Source organism: Flavobacterium hauense, assembly GCF_054457175.1.
The window spans coordinates 18,246-37,306 of record NZ_JBTKVX010000010.1 but is presented as its reverse complement, the minus strand read 5'-3'; the positions used below and the strand labels follow the sequence as shown (position 1 = coordinate 37,306).

Below are 19,061 nucleotides of genomic sequence, written 5' to 3'. Positions count from 1 at the left end.
GGTGTTAATTATTTTTGATTAAATGTTTCCTGGTACCACTTCAGATAAACATTACATTTTTTTAAGATTTCTGCATCTTTTGAATCAATCTCATCTTCACGACAGCTAGCAATTACATTCGATACAAAATAGTGGGTTTCAAAAACAACATCATACGCTGCCGTGAGAGCTTCATAAAGAGAATTGTCATTAGGCATTATCTTCAGGGTATGATACAGGCACCACGCTGTCAAGTAATCCATAAAACTCATCATTCCCACATGTCGGGCAAACAAACTTATGACCACACTTTGTCTTTTTCTTTGATTTTTCAGCCATGGAACCCTGCCACTTACATTTTCTCTTGGTACATTCATACTTTGTGGGTTTCTCTCCAAATCGGGTATATTTTCTTTTAGTCATTTGTCACGACATTAGGTTTATAAAAAGCTATCGCCTCCGGAGTCCACACTGGTACACCATTAGCAAACTCAACCTTCGGATAGATTTTACGTATAGAGCCCTGGACAATTTCAGGAGTATAGTCAACTTCAAACTCCAGTGATCCCATTACTTCGTAAACCGCGTCTTCCTGATTGTCGCTCTCGAGCTTTTTATAATTAAGTTCCGGAACATTTGAAAGACACATCCAACCATCACTATTATTTGCATGGCCGAAGATCAGTTTGAACCACAAGCCCATCCCGAGCTTGTATTCACTATGGGTAATGTCGTATCTCATGATAGATATCCAAAGATTGTTGCTGCTTCTTCTCCAATAGATAACAGATTAAAATCGTTTCCAAAATCATCTTCGCTGTCTTCATCAACTTCCTCCTCAGCATAGGCCTTTTTTAAATACGCATCCAGCTGATCATATCTATCAATTTTCCTTTGAATTTCCGTAGAAATCATGGTATTAGAATTAGCACTCAGCACCGGCTTTAGCGAAAGCAATAAGCAGCTTGTAACCGTTACATTAATTACTTCAAATTCTTTTCCTCCTATAAACTGAAGGTAGTAATTATAGTCCGGAGCTTGTTCTTTTGCAGAGCCCTTATATTCGGCCACGGCATCAGTAAATAGCTTATCCACTGCAGCTTTCGCCTGATCCATTGAATCGCATAATGTAAAAGCCAGGCTTTTACTTTTCTCGAGAATAATCTCCTGCAACTTGTTTTTGGTAACGTAGGTTGCTGCTACGGTAATAAAGTACTTTTTCATGGTATAATAATTTGGTTATCTTAAAATAAAAAGGGGACTTCCTCCCTGTACACAATACACTTGCGAATATGTACAGGTCTTAAGTCAGCATGTTCTGTAATCGACCAGGCGAGGAACTGGGCAGTTTCAAGTTTTTCACAGTCAGCGTAGAGCTCTATGTAACTATCAGATGATGTTGTACCTTCTACAACTGAATATACCTCGATAGCCATTAGTTCAGCATTTGTTTTTCTTCCTGCAGCGCGTTTATAATTTCCCTGAGTCCAAAATGCCTGATGCAAATTGCCTCGCCATAGTCCGGGAATCGTTTCATTTCAATCATGAAATGATACAGCTCTTCAAAACCAATATCTACAGCTCTACAGTGCGATTTTATTTTCCTCCAGGAATATTCAGTATTACAAACCAATGCACGCACCTGAAGTAGCCTTTCCTGCAGTTTTAAAATAATATGATCTGTGTTAGGCCCTGGTAGTCCGGCTGCTTCATTTTTAACCTTCCTGAAATATATTTCAGTGTCTGTGGTTGTTGTCAGCTCTGAGAGATCCCTAAGTATAGAATTCATCAGAGCTGATTTTTCAGCTGCTTCCCTTGCATGATTAAATAATCCTGGCAGCGCTACTATTGCTGAAGTAAATGCGAATATTTGGTTTTGAAGTTTTGTTATAGTCTCTCTCATGATCAATATTTTATTTCGGTCCAGTGAATAATCTTCTTAATGCAATCAGTATCGAACCACTCAAAAAAATCATCCGGAGAATCAAAACCTTCATTCCTTGAGAGCGTCAGAACCTCCCAGTTCTGAAGTACACGCCCATCAACCGAGACAACAGCATCAAGTCGCCAAAAACCTGTACATCCTATCCTGTCAATCATTATAGTTTGGGTATTGGTACATTCTAATGATGGTGCGATGATCAGATCTAAGTCATCTAAAAAATGAATCTCAGTTCCCGGATGTATCTCGTCATTTTCATCTGTCCGGATTGTATGGTATTTTGGATTTACATGGCCAACAAGCGCTATCTCTGCAGGAGTAAGTCGTTGTAGGTGCTGTATGTACTTTGAGGACTTAAGATTATTAAGATCCATCTTTGCAAAACCCTGCCATAGTTTTGCTTTAAAATCTGTAGGTAGCCCTCCCAATATTGGCATGTACTTAGGGAAATTTGAGGCAAATTGAAGCTTCATTAATTAGCCAGGCTTACAGTAAACTTCCAGTAAAAAATATTCTCCCGCTGCAGTAGCTCCACTTCCTCGATTACAACTTTAACGTACTGATCCAGTATATAAGTTTCGCCTTTGGCGTAACGGGATGGATGCCAATTTATAGGAGATTCACCTGAAGTATTAGGTACCCACCTAACCCACGCGCGTGTAACACCTTCAGCTGTGGCAATATTAGTAACCTTATGAACCCCGGTCTCATGCCTTGGTAATTCGAATCCTTTAAAATCTTCTTCAAATGTTGTTAGATTTCTGTTAGCAATCTGAAGCTTTTGTGTTTTGCTTAATACTATTTTTTTCATAATCAGTCATTAAAATTTAATTTGTTTTGCTTGCCCGGCCTCTTCGGTTCCGGCTTGAGTAATTTAAATTCGGGATAGTAGAACCTGGTCAGCTCGTAAGAGCCATCTTCCTTGTACACCTCCCTTATAATTTGCTGCTTAGTGATTTCATAAAGGAGATAGTAATCCTGGTCTTTACGCTTGAATAAGCTTTGATTCAGCTGCAGCGCATAATACTTCCTGTTATCGATCATTATGGTACCGGCATAAACTGCAGGGAGTTTAAAAATATCTATGGCGTTGTTTCGCGTTTCAGGTCCTTTGCCAATTTTTAATATTTTGGTACCAGGTTTATACCCAATCATCTTATCCTCCCTGAAGCGGATATTTATACCCTGGATGCCCATCGAATTGTATATCATAACTTTTTCAAAGGGAGATATTGAAAGTACCTTTTGGATCACGTAGCCATAATTTTCAACCAGGGCATCTACCCTCTTCTGATCCGTCTTACCTAATTCCATTCCTTCAGGAATGTCAATTCTCTTTTTATGAGAATCTATATGAAGTATCGGCTTTAGCGCACGCTGCAAATGATACCTCCTGTTATACTGGGTTTCGTGTTCTCCTACTGTCATGATGCTTTTTTGATAGGGTTTAACTCAGGAAAGTGCTGCAGGCTTTTGTGCTCCAACACATAAGCAATACCGCTTTTGATCTGTCCGTTCAGGTCTTCAATATTTGTTTCTTCAGTCAGTAGGTAAGCACCTGTGATCTGACCGTTCAGCAGTAAATAATAGGATAGGCCATATCTGAGAAACTGTTTCATGATTGTAAAGTCAGCTGATATCGCCCGCCTATAATGCAGTGTACTGGAGATAACACCCTCACCTTTTCTGAAATATGGTACATACACCATACCATATTGTATTTGAGCAAATACTTCAGTAATGTATGTATCCGGATATCCAATTTCAAAAGGTCCTTCAAAATGCCCATCAGGATATTTCACAAAGTAGCTCCTGTTTTCAATCAGTGTACCTCCCACCCTGTCAATAAGGTCATCTATCGCAGCTGGCCTTAAGTATCCTGTCGCTTCCATGTCAAGAGATAAGTTCTCTAAAGCGTTTGACCATAGTGTAATTGATGAATACCGATGGAGCCTGAGCACCCTCACTGATCAATACACGTAAAATTTTCGCTGCTTTCATGACCTCCTTTATGGAGTTACAGCCTCTAGCAATTTGTAAAATTTCGGTTTCTGTGTACATAATATAAAATTTGGTTATCAATAATTCTTTTAAAAAAATAGTCCGTCACCATCAGGTTCTACACCTGCAGGTTGCAAATCTAGATTGTTGTATCCGGGAGTATGTTGAGGCGATCCCGGGGAAGCTGTCGGTACCTTAAAATCACGTACCAGATTTACCATTCCCATTTTTTCCATCATATCATAATTGAATGCATAGCAGCTGCCTGATCCATTTTCAAAATGCATTGCCGGCACCATGCCTATGAAGTAAGTTTTACTCAAGAAGTATCCTCTCAGCGTACTTTCTCCGATTGGTTCTTCACCTTTCCGGCGCGATACTTCAACCAGATAATCCTGATGCACCTTACCAAGTCTCAAGAAGAGTATCCTGTCACCTTGGGGATTAGACTCCTGTTTTGTTTCTTTCTTATTAAGCCTGATTGTAAATGTGGCTTTAGGTTCTATGATGAATTCTACACCACGATGTATTCGCTTTTGATCAACCAGGAACTCAAGTATCTGCCAGAACTTAGCTGTTCCTTCAGTTTCGGATATCATATCAGATGATGAAACGATCATCTTTTGGCAGGTGCTATAAAATTCATCCCATGTAAATGGAAAAGAGAACTTATTCCATAGTATTTTCATGGGCGCCATGACAGAAATAAAGTTGTTTAGCATACGCTCCATGTAACCCGAGTCCATAGTTTTAACCAGGTCGCGATTCAGTTCCTCGATCACTGTGGATAGTGATAATTCAACATCAGTTCTATACTTAAGCAGCTCCAAAAGCATTGATGTCATTCCCTTTCGCTCGAAAGACTTCAGACGTCCATAGGTTATTTTTTGTTCCGGATTATAGTTTGCTTCCTGAAAAGCCATTGTAATTGATCGAGATGTCAATGAGTTATCATCACGGGTAGAAAGGTACTGGGACAATATTATACATGCCGACTGAACCTTTGTAACCGTAGTGGACTTATCTCCGGAAACGTTACCCGTTTCCCTGCCCCTGTTATCAAATGCAGCCTTTAAAGTCTGGAATTTTGCCTCGTGGATCTGATCGGTAAACTCCTCCAGGCCTACAGCAATATTTTTTATCCTGGACACCATTCTGAAGAAACCAACCATGGTACCGGTATTAAGGTCAAATGATTTCTTGCCTGGTGTAAATACCCAAGTTAATGATTCAGAGAAAGTAGTTTTACCCGATTGACGTTGGCCAGTTAAAAACAAATGGGGGAACGTTGAGAACTGGTTTACTATGATATCCCTGAATGTAGCCGCCACAACGAAAGCAATGCCCACCATAGCTTTTTCACCATAGACTTTATACATCAGATCCATCCATTGATTAAAGACTATCTCAGAGGGCTTAAATGCAAACTCCCTAACTCCTTCGAATGCATCATCGTCTTCACGCCCTCCAAGATTGATCTTTGAGAACGCAGGCGAGTAAAAGGTCTCGATTTTCTGCTCGATCCCTTTTTCTTCGTCTGCTTCCTTAACAACTACATCAACAATCCCATAATCATCAACCGGAAAAAACTCACTATTATAAACAACACCATTCGCAAATGCATAAAAACCTTCAGGCTGTTGGCCAAGTGTGTACAGCTCGTGCGCAGTCCTGAAATTATATAGCAGCCTGTTCCTGAATTGTGTAAAATGTACATTACTTACACCGGATTCAAACGTAAAGTTGAAACCATCTACAATTTTCTCTTTGAACTGGCCGAAATTGGATATCTCTTTATTGTTTAGGGCAAAAACAGTGTTTTCCCCCACCTTGTTACAAAATTCAATAAGCCGTTTCCCTTCACCTTTAGCAGACCTTACAACGAAAAGTGGATTAATAACGAAGTTGGTACCCTTCATAAAATACTCACGATCAGTCTTAAAGTAAATGCTCATTTCCTCCGGAGAAATTACATAACCGTCACGCTTGAATTGCACAACATCCCCATCCTGCGGAAATCCAAAGGCTACAAGCTCTGTCTTTTCGTCGTCATATATTTTTTTCTCCAGCTTTTTTATAGCCTGGGCAGCATTGTGAAGCTGAGTGATCCGGGCAGTCATATCCTTAGCACTAACACTAAGTTTTTTTGCACACTCTTTTGCGTATTCCTTACGCTTAATTTCATCCTTAATTTTTAAAAGACTCTCTGCGATATTGGTAACAGCATCAGATTTATCATGAGCTGTTTCGGCTTTTTCAAATAGTCTGAGAGCTTTCCAATGTAATGCATCATAGGTATTAGAATCAAGCCATGCCTGTAACTCCTCACCTTTTTCTTTAGCCATAGTATCAGGATCTTCACCGTCCGGAAGTTCCACCACTGAAACTTTTAACGAAGCTTCTAGCAACAGATCTATATCACGATAACACGCAGCCTGTCCTGCTTTATCACCATCACGAACTATGATTACATGGGAACACAGTTTCTTTTTAAAAAGAAGAACATGCTCAGGGGTTAATGCAGTTCCGCATGTGGCAACTGTATTACTTACATTTTTGTCATGGAAAGCTATTACATCGGTATATCCCTCAGTTAAATAAGCCTGATTGCGCCTAATGATTTCAGCACGCCCCTGGAATAACCCGTACAGGACAGTTTTTTTATCATAATGCTTAGTGTCGGGGGAATTAAGGTACTTAGCAGATGTTTTAGCTTTTTCATTAGACGCACGGCCACCAAAACCAATTACCCTACCACGTACATCGTGTATAGGAAACATGATCCTGTCATTATTAAAATCATAGGTTCTATCGCCTTGAGCTTCTTTAACCAGACCAACTTCAATGCCATCTCTTAATCTGCCTTTTTCTTTTAGCGGAGACGTGATTTCATTTGAGTTCGGTAATGAGTAGCCTATCTGGAACTGATCATGGGTGATATCCTGATATCCTCTATTGGCCATGTGCTCTTTTGCCCAATGATCAGTTGGCAGCTCTACGAAATTATTGAGATATTTTACACTAACTTCCTGTAGCAGCTTACGCTGTTTTTCAAACCTGTTTTGTATTTCTATTTCTTCATCGGTCTGATGTTCCCTCTGAAGAATAATATTTGATAATGATGCAACTTTCTCTACAGCTTCTATCCAGCTCAGTTTTTCGTAGGCCATCACAAATGAGATTGGGCCAACGCCGCCATTACCTGTAGAAAAATCTTTCCATACCTGTTTTACCTTTGAGGCCATGAAAGACGGCGATTTTTCAGAAGTGAAAGGAGAAAATCCTTTATAATTTACACCAGCCTTTTTAAAACCCTGAATTTGGTATTTCTCCAGGATCTCAATCAGGTCTACGTCGAGTACACGATCAATGCTTTCTTTGGTAATCATTTATAGGCTGGCTGAAGTGTTATTGAATGCGATTGAATACTCATTATTCAGCTCCTCGAGCTTGCGTTCTAATGCCGGACGCTTAAGCAGTTCCTGTTCTACCGTAAAATAATTCCTGTCCTCCAGCTGAAGTATCTCAGCTGCTACTTTATTTATTTGAGATTGTATTGCTTTAGTATCCATGTTGGTTGGGTTAAGGTTATATCACTCCCGCGGTCAGGCGGGAGTGAACCAGTTTAAAAGTCAAACCTATCTAAATAGGCGGGGTAAGAACGTAGTATCCGGACAAGCCGAAATATTTTAAATCTGTATCAGGTTTAGCGATACAGCAATAAGCGTGAGCTCTTGTTTGGTGAACACTCCTAACTTATCGTGCAATTGTTTTTTTAGTAAATGAAATGTTCCAAGAGGCAGGAACAGTTCTTCAGCAATAACATCATTGGTTTTATCACTGACCGATTTCTGAATTATCTTTATTTCAAGACTATTTATAACCTTATTGTTATAGGTAAGAGGCTTGCAGATAATTCCATCACCCGGACACAGGTCACGTTTTGGACAATCCCAATACTCACCCTTCTGCATTATTCCTTCTTTTATATCCGGAACAAAGTCAAGTCCTGAAAAATTACACCTGCAGTATTGCTCCACTCGCATCATCTCAGAATCCGGATGCATTTGCATAAGTATTACTTTGGCAGGCTCATCTGCTTCAATAGTTTCACGTACCAGCTGCAGGTAAGGATATGGAGTTGCATAAAAAGGAATAATCTGGCCGGCATTAAAAGCCTTGAATTGTCCATTTGGTAGCGTGAAGAATTCAATTGAATCACAAAGGATTCCGGGATAAATACTATTAGTGCTCATAGACTATTTTGTAGTATTAATAAGACTTCCTAAATTATCCTTCGCAGCTTTCTCCTCATTAGCCATCAGCACAAGCTCTGACATAATGCGAGTAGAATTTTTTGCCGACCTTCCATTACGGACATTTCTTACAACATCGGCAGAAACTATTAACCCTTTATCTCCTAATCGCTTAACCACCTCAGTAGAATAATGGTCGGGTAGGTTATCTGATAAGAGCTCGTCGATGTCGGCTTTATGTAATTGCATAACTCTAACTTGTTTTTTTATGTATATATTTGTTTAACCGTGTATAACTAAGTACAAATATATAGACAAATTAGACTATTATTTACAACATAATAGTCTTTTTAGTCTAATTTAGAATGAATCTAAATGAGTTTAAAGGATAAGATTAATGATTTTTTGAAGTCAAAGGGGATGACTCAGCAAGATCTAGCCAACGCCTTAGACCTTAATTATCAGCGTATGAACAAGAATATTGCGGCTGGTAAACTTACAATTGAAGTTGTATTAGGAATGGCGAAGCTGTTCCCTGAAATAGACATGAATACTTTAACACGTGAAGAGAGTAGACAAATTAGTCTACTAAATGAACCTATTGCAGAATATAAAACAAAGTCCAGAGCGGAAGTTTTAGTTGATGAAATAAAGCAACGTGTTTTTGAATTAGATGAAATCGTATCACGGAAATGATACGCAGTTGTTACGTAAAATATATAAACCATTAAATATTAACTGGTTGCGGAGATATGAATAATCCAGTCGAGGTCACTTAGAGAGACAACTATCAAATAGTTGTCTCTTTTTTTATGCCCATAAGAATCTCTTTATCAAACTTTTACAGCCTAATATTTTATGGTTTGAGTTTTTTCATAAGAAATTCTTAGTCTGTTTGAAATAGACAGCCTAAAAGTGCTTTATTTAGAGGTTTAGTCGGAGTTGAACGGTGGTTCTAAATCTCATTAACGATATGGTATTTTTTTATCTCTTGGTTTATCGTAACTTTTTGATACTAAATATAATAATTCCAATATAATTTCGGCTTCCTTCTCATTTACCTGAATGCCGTTCTTCGAAAGAATAATAACGGCTTTTTCTACTGAAACATTCTTATCAATGAAATTCATGATTTTTATTAGTTTTTCGGTTACTTTTTTTTGATAATATTTTTGAAAATGCTTGATTTAAATCTAAATAAAGAGTTCCTGTTTTAAAATCAACATCAGTGGGTGGAATAAGATTTACAAGATGTCTTTTATCTGAGGTATCAAATTCAGAAAATCTTTGAAAGATGTCTACTAATGATGTATCTTCTATTTGATTTTTTTTATCAATAGCTTTTAATTTAAACACAATATCACGTGCTTCCTTTTTAAAGTTTTTAATGTTAACCAGATTCTCTTTTTTTAATTCATTGTAGTCATCAATTTTTAATATTCCTGCTATAAATAATTTTCTGCCTCGAGAAAGGGTTAGCCCCTCCTCTTTTATTTTCCTCTCTAATACTTTTTGAGAGTATATATAACTTGCTTTCTCTTTCTTAATATTTTGGTCTTCTAAAATATTCTTAAACAATTCAATTGTATTATTTGAGAGTATCAATTGTTGAAGCTTATTTCGATAGCAATCATTAAGAAAAACTGCATCTATCCTTGTTCTGCAGCCATCATGACAATGATAATATGGATATTTTTTTGACCTCCCTTGTGAAACACTTCCACTAAGTTTTCTACCACAAATAGGACAGATTAAAAGACCTCTAAGAAAAAATAATGATTGTAAATCATCTCTTTTTGCAGTAGTTCTTCTTTTTGTATTAATAACAGATTGAACTTGATTAAACAAAGACTCAGATACCAATGGTTCATGTAATCCTTTTATCAATTGCTTTTCGCTAGAGTCTAGTTTGATTGGAATAAGTCCACAATAAACTGGGTTGTGCAAAATCCTGAAAAAGTGTGATCTTGAACATAGTAATCCTTTATCATTAGCTATTTTTATGATTTCAGATATTTTATGATCGTTTTTGGCAACCTGATAAAATGCCCATTTTATAATTTCGGCTTCCGGCTCTTTAGGAGCGATAGCTTTTTTACCATCCATTGATGTTAAATTGATAAACCCCAATGGTGCCTTACCAGGATATCAACCCATCAGCTTCGCTCGACGAATGCCGCTTGCAGTATTTTGAGCTCTTCGAGTATTTTCTGCTTCGGGAACAGCTAAATAAACAGCCAGCATAACTGTACTTTCCGGAACAAAGAAATCAATTGGTTGGTCTATAGCCATTGCGGTTGTTTTATATTTCCGAAGCTTACCGATCATTTCGTAAGCATATTCAACATTACGACTGAATCGATCCCATTTGATAAATAATATATTTTTATCTTCTCCTGATGATTTCTTTTTAATTTCTGAAAATAACTGTTTCCATTCGGGTCTATTGAAATTCTTTGCAGAGAAATCTTCCCTATAAATTCCTTTAACTTGGATATTGTTGTATTTACAATATTTCAATAATCTGTCCTCCTGTTCCGGCAAGGAGTAACCTTTTCTTTTTTGTTCGTCCGTACTTACACGAACATATAAATAGGCTGACTTCATATAATTAATGTATTTGTAAGATTATTAATAATTAAAATATATGAAATGGTTATTTCTAAAAGCATTTTATATATTCTAAAGTAAAACGCTATACACAATAAAAAGATTTCGCTTCTTTAGAAATCCTCAACATTAATAAATATAATACAACATAATATTATGGGAAACCGTAATCTTTAGAAAACTTCCAAATACATTTACTTTAAAAAATCAATACATGCTCTGGACGACCGAATTATTTGTATTTTAAGTATATGGTCAAAAAGGAAACGAGAACTGTCATTTAACACATCTTAGCCTATATCATAATAGCAATTAAGTGTTACCTTGCATTAGATTAGAACAATAAACACTATCCCAACATTGCATCGGTCACATTTGGTCAGACAAGGCCTTTTCGCTTCCGGAATAAGGTGGAAAAAAGCCTTGCTCAGTTAGAAGTGCCTTTGCACCACGGAACTTTGCTTGTAATGTCAGGAACGACCAATACCTTTTGGGAACATCATATCCCCAAATCGGCCAAAGCGATGCTTCCAAGGATCAATCTTATGTTCCGACAGATTAAAACACGATGATTCATTTCCCGGATTTTACTAAATTCGCTAAAATCTTCCATGTATGTCCTACTACGATTTTACAACGCTTAATGCTACTGATTTTGAAAAATTGGTTTGTGATTTACTAAATGCAAATGAGGGAAGCGGCAAACTTGCATTCAATGCTTTCAAACCTGGAAGAGATCAGGGAATCGATCTTTTAAAAAGCACACTTCAAGCAGACTATGCTGCAATTGTCCAGGTGAAACATTACGCTGGCTCATCGTTTTCAAAATTAAAAAGCGACCTTCAAAAAGAACGCGTTAAAGTCGATCTGCTTAGACCATTGCGTTACATCGTAGCTACATCCCAAGGGCTGACACCAGAAAATAAGGATAAAATCAAAGCTATATTCAGTCCTTATATACAAGCAAGTGCCGATATTCTTGGCAGGGATGATATCAACAACCTATTGGCATTACATCCTGGAATAGAACAGGCAAATTACAAATTATGGTTCTCTGGGGTTGCTGCACTCAAAGGATTAGTGAATTCAAAATATTACGGAAGAAGAGGTGAGTTTTCTCCCGATGAAATCACACGTAAATTAAGACTATTTGTCAATGTACGAGAAATTGAATATGCTGATGCGCTGCTTAGCCAAAATAAATTTGTCGTTATCACAGGTGAGCCCGGGGTTGGGAAATCCACCCTTTCCGAGATTCTTGTCTATAGATATCTTTCTAAAGGTTTTGACTTAACGGTAATTTATAATGATATCCTTGAAGTAGAGGATACAATTACCGAAGATGATACCTCTCAGATATTTTACTATGACGACTTTTTGGGACATACGCAAAAAGAAATAGCAAAATGCAAAACAGCGGAAAATTCATTGTTAAGGATTATTTCCCGCATCAGTAAACTTCAAAATAAATTTCTGATCCTCAATACACGCAGGTTGATTCTCAATAGTGCCCTGGAAGAATCCGAAAGGTTGCGGAATTTTAATTTACTGCGTGGCGAATCAAAGATAGAGCTGCGGTCCTATACTATGGGCGCTAAGATGAAGATGCTGGAAAACCATTTACTCGAATCGGAAATGGATGAAAGCAAAATTGACCTCATACGATCCTTAAAATCATATATATGTGGGCATGATAGCTTTACCCCGAGGCATTTGGAGTTTTTCACCAGCACACTTCATACCGAAAAATTAAGCGTAAGCGAATTGAAAGATTTTGTCCGTGAGAATTTGGAATACCCACGCCGCATCTGGGAACATGCCTATTCGCATCAAATTGAAGATCGGGAACGTTTTTTTCTTAATACCATGTATTCACTTGGTAGTAATACCGAATTCGAGATCATGGAAAAAGCTTTTTCCAACCGTATCGGCTATGAAGTAAAACACAGTAACTTTTTTAGGACGCAATACCCTTTCAGAGAAGCTATGCAAAGGCTTAGCGGGGGATTTATAATAACTGATTTCTACTACGACCAGAAGCTTTATTTCATAAACCCCTCACTGGAAGATTTTTTGAAGCATACACTAATAGAAAATCAGGGTGAGATTGAGCGTATTCTTTACGCATCGATTGAGATTGGACAATGGTATACATTCTTTCCTCCCTACCTCAGGAAAAAGAACTTGAAATTAACTCAAGAATTGTTAGATCACTTTATTAATGGTTTCAGCCCTACTTTCATCAAAAAAGACAAAGACAGGTTTCTTGCCGCCATCTTTTTAGCAGCCCACTCAAAGGAAAACACACGTACTGTTGTTCATCTTATACGAGGCATCTCTGATTGGGACAATGTGTTTGACAATCTTGAGGTCAATGACTATACCTTACGTTTTTTGAAAAAAGCAAAATCAAATAAAGTTCTGAATTACATGTTTGTTAAAGCAGACTTTGGCTTTTTTTATAAAATGATCCTATCCTGCCAGTTTATGGAAGAGCTTATTGAGCTCTTGTATCTGCTGGCCAATCATTATGGGTTCCGCTTAGCATATGAAATAAACGTTCTTAGTTTCCATTTCTGCTGCAACAAGGAACGTATTAATGATATCATCACCCATTGTAGTACTATATTCGAGTATGAAGTTGATGAGCAATATAAATTCCTGACTCATACCATTGATCCGGACAGCTATAAGGATGTATTTGAAAAAATCGATGCACACTTTGATTTCATTCAGCATTATATTTCATATGATTTCAAATTTGATTACTCAAACCTGAAGATTCCCAATTGGCCTGAGATTGCAGAACAAAACCATGCAGATTACCTGACAATCCCGCAGTTGACTTTCGACCCCTATGAGGAGGAAAACCTTCTTTTTGGATATGATAGGTATGAGAATGATTATGACTTGTCGGATGTGGACCAGGAAGCTGAAAAGGACGAACATCCTGATCTTCCTTTTTAGATCACTCCAATTGCTTATAGCCCAGCTCAAACATCGATAGGTCCAGATATAGCATAAAGCTGTCATAATATTCTTTAAGCTCATGGTCATCAACCTGATTCTCATCAATAAGCTTCAGCACATTTCCCGGAAAAGTCCACAACGTATGAAAATAATCAATAGGAGTCAGTCTTGATGTGATGGCAGAATGTAATACTGTCCTTATATTCTTTCTTATATCTTCTTTTTCGAAAACATTATAAACATCAGGATCTGCCATGGCAGCATAGTTACCGTTTCCATATGCAGCCACCTGGTGGGGCCTTAGTTGTTTTTCCTTAATCATAGCGATGTTTTCCATATCCAAAATCCCTTGCTCCAAGCGCGCCTCACCGCTAGTTTCATAGCTTCCATAACTTTTCTCCTCAAATGCCTGGTATGGAATTTTAAGGGCTTTTAGTTTTTCAATTTCCGGATCACCATCTTTGATTTGTATCTTAAATCTGTTAAAGATTAGATCCTCTCTGAATTTATCAACTTTATTAGAATCCAGCAGGTTTTCTATTTCATAATAATCAATGCTATTACTGCTGCGATGAAACCTCAACAACTCCCGTAACTCAAAATCATAGATCCGATCTGGCAATATGTTGATATACTCATAGTTGAGATCAAACCACGATATCCTTAAATTAGTTGGATGAAAATCCTGAAGGATTTCCATAATAAATTCGGGCTCATGCTCCATAATGTAAGCGGCCAGTAACCCCCTATGCCCTTTCTCGGACATCTCCTGGATCTTGGTTATCAATACCACCGAATCAAACATATTGGTATAACCGGCCCTTTCAAAAATAGGCAGCGCCACATCAAGACTGTACAGGCTATGATCCCCACGCTGGTAATATTTGGTCCAAAACATCGAAATGGATTCAATATCAATATTCCTCTGCTGATGTAAAGCCAGACGGGTAAAATTCAAGATATCAACCCACATGGTAAAGCTGCCGTCCCTGCGGTGCGCTCTTATGAATTCAGCAAGGCTCATTGTACAATATCCATTAGTATCCGGAGACATTCCTAAAGACAAAAGATTTTCTCGCGCATCCTTTAAAATCCATGATGGATGCGGCTCTTCGATTTGCAGTTTCCAGAAAGCATCTTCAAGCGTCGATTCCGCTTTCCATTTCTCACCCTTCATGCTATATTTTATAGCCTTATATAATTTTTTATAGGCACCACGCGCCTTAGCATGGATATAGAGATTTTCCAGGATATAGGCAAAGGTCTTCCGATACTCCCATCTTTTGGTCCTTTTTATTAGCTTTTCTATTTCAGCGGCACTGAGTGCTTTTTCATGCTTATCAAAGAAGTACATCTCATGATCCACATCTTCCTTTAGCTGATAAAAAAAACGACTGGTGTCATAATGACTGTTGCTGACACCATTCATAAGCAGGGAGCCATCATCAGTCTGCAGGTAATACATCATTCCAAACAGATAATCAGAACTGGTAATCTGCTCAATACTAAAACCATTGTGAATAAGTGATTTGCAATATGTAAAATTAAAACCGTTAAGTGTTGAGATATGATCCCGCTGGACAATGTTTATGACCATCGCCAGGTCAAAATACTGCAGCACAGTGAAATCCTCCGGAGGCAACTCCGCTAATATCTCGCGGATCTGATTATAAAAGTCACGTATAGCCTCAAAATCGATAACTCCTTCCATCAGTGTCTTAAATTCTGTCAGGCAAGCATATCTCCGAATAATCTCCCTGCTCTGGTCAGGATAAAAATCAAAATACGAAAAGCGCGAAAGGAATCTTTTCTCCCCACCCATAATTGATGCATAAGCAATGGCATTTACTCTTTCCTGGACATCCTTATAATTGGGACTTTTCTTTCGTAAAAATGTGATAAAACTATCATGAAAAAGTGATATCCTGTTCAGGCGCAATTCAAAAAGATATGGATGTTCTTTGACAAATTCCAATACAAACGCAGCGCTGAATCCATCCAGAAAAGAACTTATCTCGGACTCCATAAGATAAGAGCGCACACAGAGAAAAAGCGATAACGCCTGCTTCCCCTTTTCATTTGCTATTACCTCTTCATAATAATTGTCAAGCGTTCCAAATGTTTTGAAATCCGGTAACTTCTTCCCTATCTTATATTGTTCGGCAATATACCTTACCAGGATCGGATAGCCATCAGTGATCGCAAATATCTTTCTTACAAGGTTATATTTCTCAATACGATACAAGTCTTTTAAAACTATTGCGGTCTCTTCCCTGTTCCAATTTTGAAGCAGTTGCTTTTTCCAGCTCAAAGTACGCTGTAAGGGACGGCTCAGGACAATTACCTTACAATGCTTTTTCAAATCATCAATGAATCTAACAAAAGCGTCAAAGTCCTTAGGGTTGTAATTTTCAACATGATCAAACCCATCAATGATTACGGTCTTTTCCAGTTCGGCCAGTTTTTCGATAACTTCTGCCTCAGTGTAACGTCTTAAGTTATGAAATATCTTTTTTGAGAAATCCTGTATAAAATTGCTGTATTGCAATCGTTCGTGATAATCGTTATTTTGATTTGAGACCCAAAAACGGTAAATGATGCAATTGTCAAATTGCTTCTCCAGACTGACAACCAAATGGCTTTTTCCAACCCCTGGCTTTCCCTTTATCAAAAGGATATTTTCCACGTTAAGCACTTTGCGCGCCAGGACAATAGTAGGCTCAACCAAATAGGTCTTAAAAATATTTAGTGCGGGTAAATCTGTTTTTTTTATCTCTAAGATCCTGTTATCCAAAAGTTCGCTAAAGAATTGATCGATGAGATATTTTCGCTGGGGATCAGTGTGATAAAATTTTTCAATTCTGGATTCTATCGCCAGTCGCGATTGCGAGATGATGTATATGTTCTCAAATTTATAGGCCGGAATTCCTAAGATCTCGCAGTTGGGGTCAATAGCTATCGCATTAAAACAAAGCACGTTTATGGCTTCCGAAAATTTATGGGGCTTGCCGGCAATATAGATTTGGTTATCCGATATTGTAATGTCGCTAAGGGAGACACTCTTGAAATCCTTGATCTGAAAAAAGAACGTTGCCTCATCAGTAGTCACTTTTATATCATCAAATTTATGGTCTACCACAGCCTCAATTTCAATCGTATCGATTTTTCGTTCCACATCCATCATGGATAAGATCAGTGTCGTAACGAGTTTTTGGTACGAATAGCCATAGAAAGCATTTCTCATATTTCAGAATGTTTTGTAATAGTAATAGTCCTCTGCGTATAGATACCGCTAAATTAGTCCATGTCGCTATAACAACTCAAAAAATGTGTCAGAGCCAATCTTTTAGCCTAGTCCTACAAAAACGGAAAAGTAATATTTAAAATACTTATTATTCAATATTTTGTAAGATATTTACATCATTAACTAAGATCTCGAAGCTATGAGAATAACAGCGATTTGGGTGGAAGACTACAATGTCATCGTTAATCAAGGTTTTAATTTGGGAAGCCAGCTAATCTACAGTTTTGCTTTTGATCCTATTAAAAGGAGTCTGGCTATAACAGCCAGAGCAAATGCAGAGTATTATCCCCTTTTTGAGCCTCCAGTAAAGAATATTACCGGCATTATTGGTATCAATGGCTCAGGAAAAACATCTCTTTTGCGCCTGCTGAATCTTATCGCAGCTGGAAAACCGTTAAAGACCAGAACCGTTATAATTGCGGAAAATGAAACGACAGGCAGTATCGAGGTCTATAATTATCTCAATAACGAATACCGTTTTTCTGCTTTACCAACCGACCTGAAAATATCTTTTCCTCAAAATGGCGTATTGGATACACCGGCATTTCCGGTATCATTACAGCAATCCAATATCTTCAGCAAAATAGATCTGGTTTTTTATTCCAACCTTGTATCGGAACATAATGAAAAATATTTAGCACTTGATAATCCTCTAAACCGCTCAGTGAACTATCAGATGCAACTTGCGCAGTCTCCGGAAAATATGCGAGAGTACTTAAAGGAATTTGATAGGAAAAAAGAGGAATCTATGCTTATGGCAGAAGAAAGCTTCAATCCCATGAGTCTTTATTATGACGAAAAGATGAAAAGGATGATCACCTTTCTGGATGAGATGCGAGATGAGAAGCCTCACATCGTAAATAACATAAACTTTAGAAAAACAATAGCGGTTTGGTTTGAGGAATTCATTGGCCGTGAGACTGAAAAACTGATAAAAAAAACTGGTGATCAATACATCGAATTCTACCCGCTTTATAAGCTGGGACAGGAATTGATTAAACAGGAAGCGGACACAAAAGAAGCCTTTAAGAAAGGCATGATACTTCATTACTTTCTCATCGCTTTCTATAACGATTTTTATAGGAAAAGTAAAACTGTCGATTCATTAAAGGATCTCTCAGCGTTTTTACAGGCTTACAAGAAAGATCACACCCTTTTTGATCAGTTAAAAAGCTTTATGAGAGCCCAGGATGGTAGAGATGATAATGCGTCCATAAGCAGGATAAACAATTTATTGGAAGAACTCGATCAACTGCTCTCAACCATCAGTATCACTGAATCCGAGGGCGTCTTTTTTGGCAAAGGCATTTACGAATTGACTATCGATCGTAATCTGTGGAACTTTTTGGAACGTACCAACCAAATAACCGATCATCGCTATAAATCAGTTATAACCTATAGGAACGATCCTTTCAGCGCGGGGGAAGATGCTATACTAAACCAATTTTCTGAATTCTATGAAGCTTTCAAATCCCTTAGAAATGATCATATCTTTGTTGCCATTGATGAAGGCGAGCTTTATTTGCACCCTGAATGGCAGCGACAATATATTCAATCATTGTGTGATTTCTTCATATATTTTGGGAAAAAATTCGATAAGAGCTTTCAGCTTATTATCACATCCCATTCGCCTTTCATTGCTTCAGACCTGCCACGGTATAATCTTCTATTCCTGCAAAAGAATTCTAGTGGGATAACAGACGTATCAGGTTCTGAAAACCATCTTCCAACACTTGCAGGCAATATCTTTGAGCTCTTTTCTGATGGCTTTTTTATGAAGGAATTCATTGGTGAGTTTGCTCTGAAAAAGATTGATCAGATAATCGCTTTTCTAACAGGGCACGAATCAACGATAAAGACTTTGGAACAGGCAGACCAATTGATCAGCCTTATAGGCGAGCCGGTATTGCGGGAAGAGCTCATTAAATTACGAAATCTCAGGATCGCCCGGGAAAATGGCCTTATTGATTTAGGAAACGATAATTAATAGTTTAATTCA

Annotated in this window: 20 protein-coding genes; 4 read left to right on the top strand and 16 right to left on the bottom strand. The window is 37.8% G+C overall.

Going from position 1 to position 19,061, the window contains the following annotated elements:
• Positions 1-8 precede the first annotated feature (8 nt).
• The 12 genes from ACX0HA_RS08855 to ACX0HA_RS08800 form a co-directional block, all read right to left on the bottom strand.
• Complete coding sequence (locus ACX0HA_RS08855; RefSeq protein ID WP_458844911.1) at positions 9-356, bottom strand: hypothetical protein; 348 nt, start codon at positions 354-356, stop codon at positions 9-11.
• Between the two features lie 38 nt (positions 357-394).
• Positions 395-682 (bottom strand): hypothetical protein, encoded by a 288-nt coding sequence (locus tag ACX0HA_RS08850; protein WP_458844910.1) that lies wholly within the window; start codon positions 680-682, stop codon positions 395-397.
• A 35-nt stretch (positions 683-717) separates the two neighbouring features.
• On the bottom strand, positions 718-1,203 hold the full coding sequence (locus tag ACX0HA_RS08845; protein WP_458844909.1) for a hypothetical protein: 486 nt from the start codon (positions 1,201-1,203) through the stop codon (positions 718-720).
• A 211-nt stretch (positions 1,204-1,414) separates the two neighbouring features.
• A complete protein-coding gene (locus ACX0HA_RS08840; RefSeq protein ID WP_458844908.1) occupies positions 1,415-1,882 on the bottom strand; it encodes a hypothetical protein in 468 nt (155 codons plus the stop codon).
• Positions 1,883-1,884: 2 nt separating this feature from the next.
• Entirely contained in the window at positions 1,885-2,394 is a 510-nt protein-coding gene (locus tag ACX0HA_RS08835; RefSeq protein WP_458844907.1) for a hypothetical protein, read from the bottom strand.
• A complete protein-coding gene (locus ACX0HA_RS08830; RefSeq protein WP_458844906.1) occupies positions 2,394-2,732 on the bottom strand; it encodes a hypothetical protein in 339 nt (112 codons plus the stop codon). Before ACX0HA_RS08830 ends, ACX0HA_RS08835 begins: the two co-directional genes overlap by 1 nt.
• Before the next feature lie 2 nt (positions 2,733-2,734).
• Entirely contained in the window at positions 2,735-3,349 is a 615-nt protein-coding gene (locus tag ACX0HA_RS08825) for a hypothetical protein (RefSeq protein WP_458844905.1), read from the bottom strand.
• Positions 3,346-3,813, bottom strand: coding sequence for a hypothetical protein (locus ACX0HA_RS08820; protein WP_458844904.1), 468 nt, complete (start codon positions 3,811-3,813; stop codon positions 3,346-3,348). The genes ACX0HA_RS08825 and ACX0HA_RS08820 overlap by 4 nt, the downstream gene beginning before the upstream one ends.
• Positions 3,814-4,011: 198 nt before the next feature.
• Positions 4,012-7,311 carry a DNA primase gene (gene dnaG, locus ACX0HA_RS08815; protein WP_458844903.1) on the bottom strand — a complete coding sequence of 1,100 codons (3,300 nt, stop codon included), beginning with the start codon at positions 7,309-7,311 and terminating at the stop codon, positions 4,012-4,014.
• A complete protein-coding gene (locus ACX0HA_RS08810) occupies positions 7,312-7,494 on the bottom strand; it encodes a hypothetical protein (RefSeq protein ID WP_458844902.1) in 183 nt (60 codons plus the stop codon).
• Between the two features lie 117 nt (positions 7,495-7,611).
• The gene (locus ACX0HA_RS08805) at positions 7,612-8,178 is read right to left on the bottom strand and encodes a helix-turn-helix transcriptional regulator (RefSeq protein WP_458844901.1); all 567 of its coding nucleotides are present in this window, start codon (positions 8,176-8,178) and stop codon (positions 7,612-7,614) included.
• A 3-nt stretch (positions 8,179-8,181) separates the two neighbouring features.
• A complete protein-coding gene (locus tag ACX0HA_RS08800; protein WP_458844900.1) occupies positions 8,182-8,427 on the bottom strand; it encodes a hypothetical protein in 246 nt (81 codons plus the stop codon).
• Positions 8,428-8,553: 126 nt separating this feature from the next.
• Between ACX0HA_RS08800 and ACX0HA_RS08795 the strand changes: the two genes are divergently transcribed.
• Complete coding sequence (locus tag ACX0HA_RS08795) at positions 8,554-8,874, top strand: hypothetical protein (protein ID WP_458844899.1); 321 nt, start codon at positions 8,554-8,556, stop codon at positions 8,872-8,874.
• Between the two features lie 269 nt (positions 8,875-9,143).
• On the opposite strand, the gene ACX0HA_RS08790 is transcribed toward ACX0HA_RS08795, so the two are convergent.
• From ACX0HA_RS08790 to ACX0HA_RS08780, 3 genes are read right to left on the bottom strand one after another with little or no spacing between them, the layout of a single operon-like run.
• A complete protein-coding gene (locus ACX0HA_RS08790) occupies positions 9,144-9,308 on the bottom strand; it encodes a PTS sugar transporter subunit IIBC (protein ID WP_458844898.1) in 165 nt (54 codons plus the stop codon).
• Positions 9,295-10,284, bottom strand: coding sequence for a recombinase family protein (locus ACX0HA_RS08785; RefSeq protein WP_458844897.1), 990 nt, complete (start codon positions 10,282-10,284; stop codon positions 9,295-9,297). The genes ACX0HA_RS08790 and ACX0HA_RS08785 overlap by 14 nt, the downstream gene beginning before the upstream one ends.
• Positions 10,285-10,326: 42 nt before the next feature.
• Positions 10,327-10,785, bottom strand: a complete 459-nt coding sequence (locus ACX0HA_RS08780) for a recombinase family protein (protein ID WP_458844896.1) — start codon at positions 10,783-10,785, stop codon at positions 10,327-10,329.
• A gap of 362 nt (positions 10,786-11,147) precedes the next feature.
• Here ACX0HA_RS08780 and ACX0HA_RS08775 point away from each other — a divergent pair, with 362 nt between their 5' ends.
• Positions 11,148-11,360, top strand: coding sequence for an alpha-ketoglutarate-dependent dioxygenase AlkB (locus tag ACX0HA_RS08775; RefSeq protein WP_458845023.1), 213 nt, complete (start codon positions 11,148-11,150; stop codon positions 11,358-11,360).
• Between the two features lie 43 nt (positions 11,361-11,403).
• Positions 11,404-13,755: an nSTAND3 domain-containing NTPase gene (locus tag ACX0HA_RS08770; protein WP_458844895.1), complete on the top strand. Its 2,352-nt coding sequence runs from the start codon at positions 11,404-11,406 to the stop codon at positions 13,753-13,755.
• 1 nt (position 13,756) lies between these two features.
• Here ACX0HA_RS08770 and ACX0HA_RS08765 read toward each other — a convergent pair whose 3' ends face one another.
• Entirely contained in the window at positions 13,757-17,002 is a 3,246-nt protein-coding gene (locus ACX0HA_RS08765) for a hypothetical protein (RefSeq protein ID WP_458844894.1), read from the bottom strand.
• Positions 17,003-17,201: 199 nt separating this feature from the next.
• Between ACX0HA_RS08765 and ACX0HA_RS08760 the strand changes: the two genes are divergently transcribed.
• On the top strand, positions 17,202-19,049 hold the full coding sequence (locus ACX0HA_RS08760) for an AAA family ATPase (protein ID WP_458844893.1): 1,848 nt from the start codon (positions 17,202-17,204) through the stop codon (positions 19,047-19,049).
• Positions 19,050-19,061: the final 12 nt, after the last annotated feature.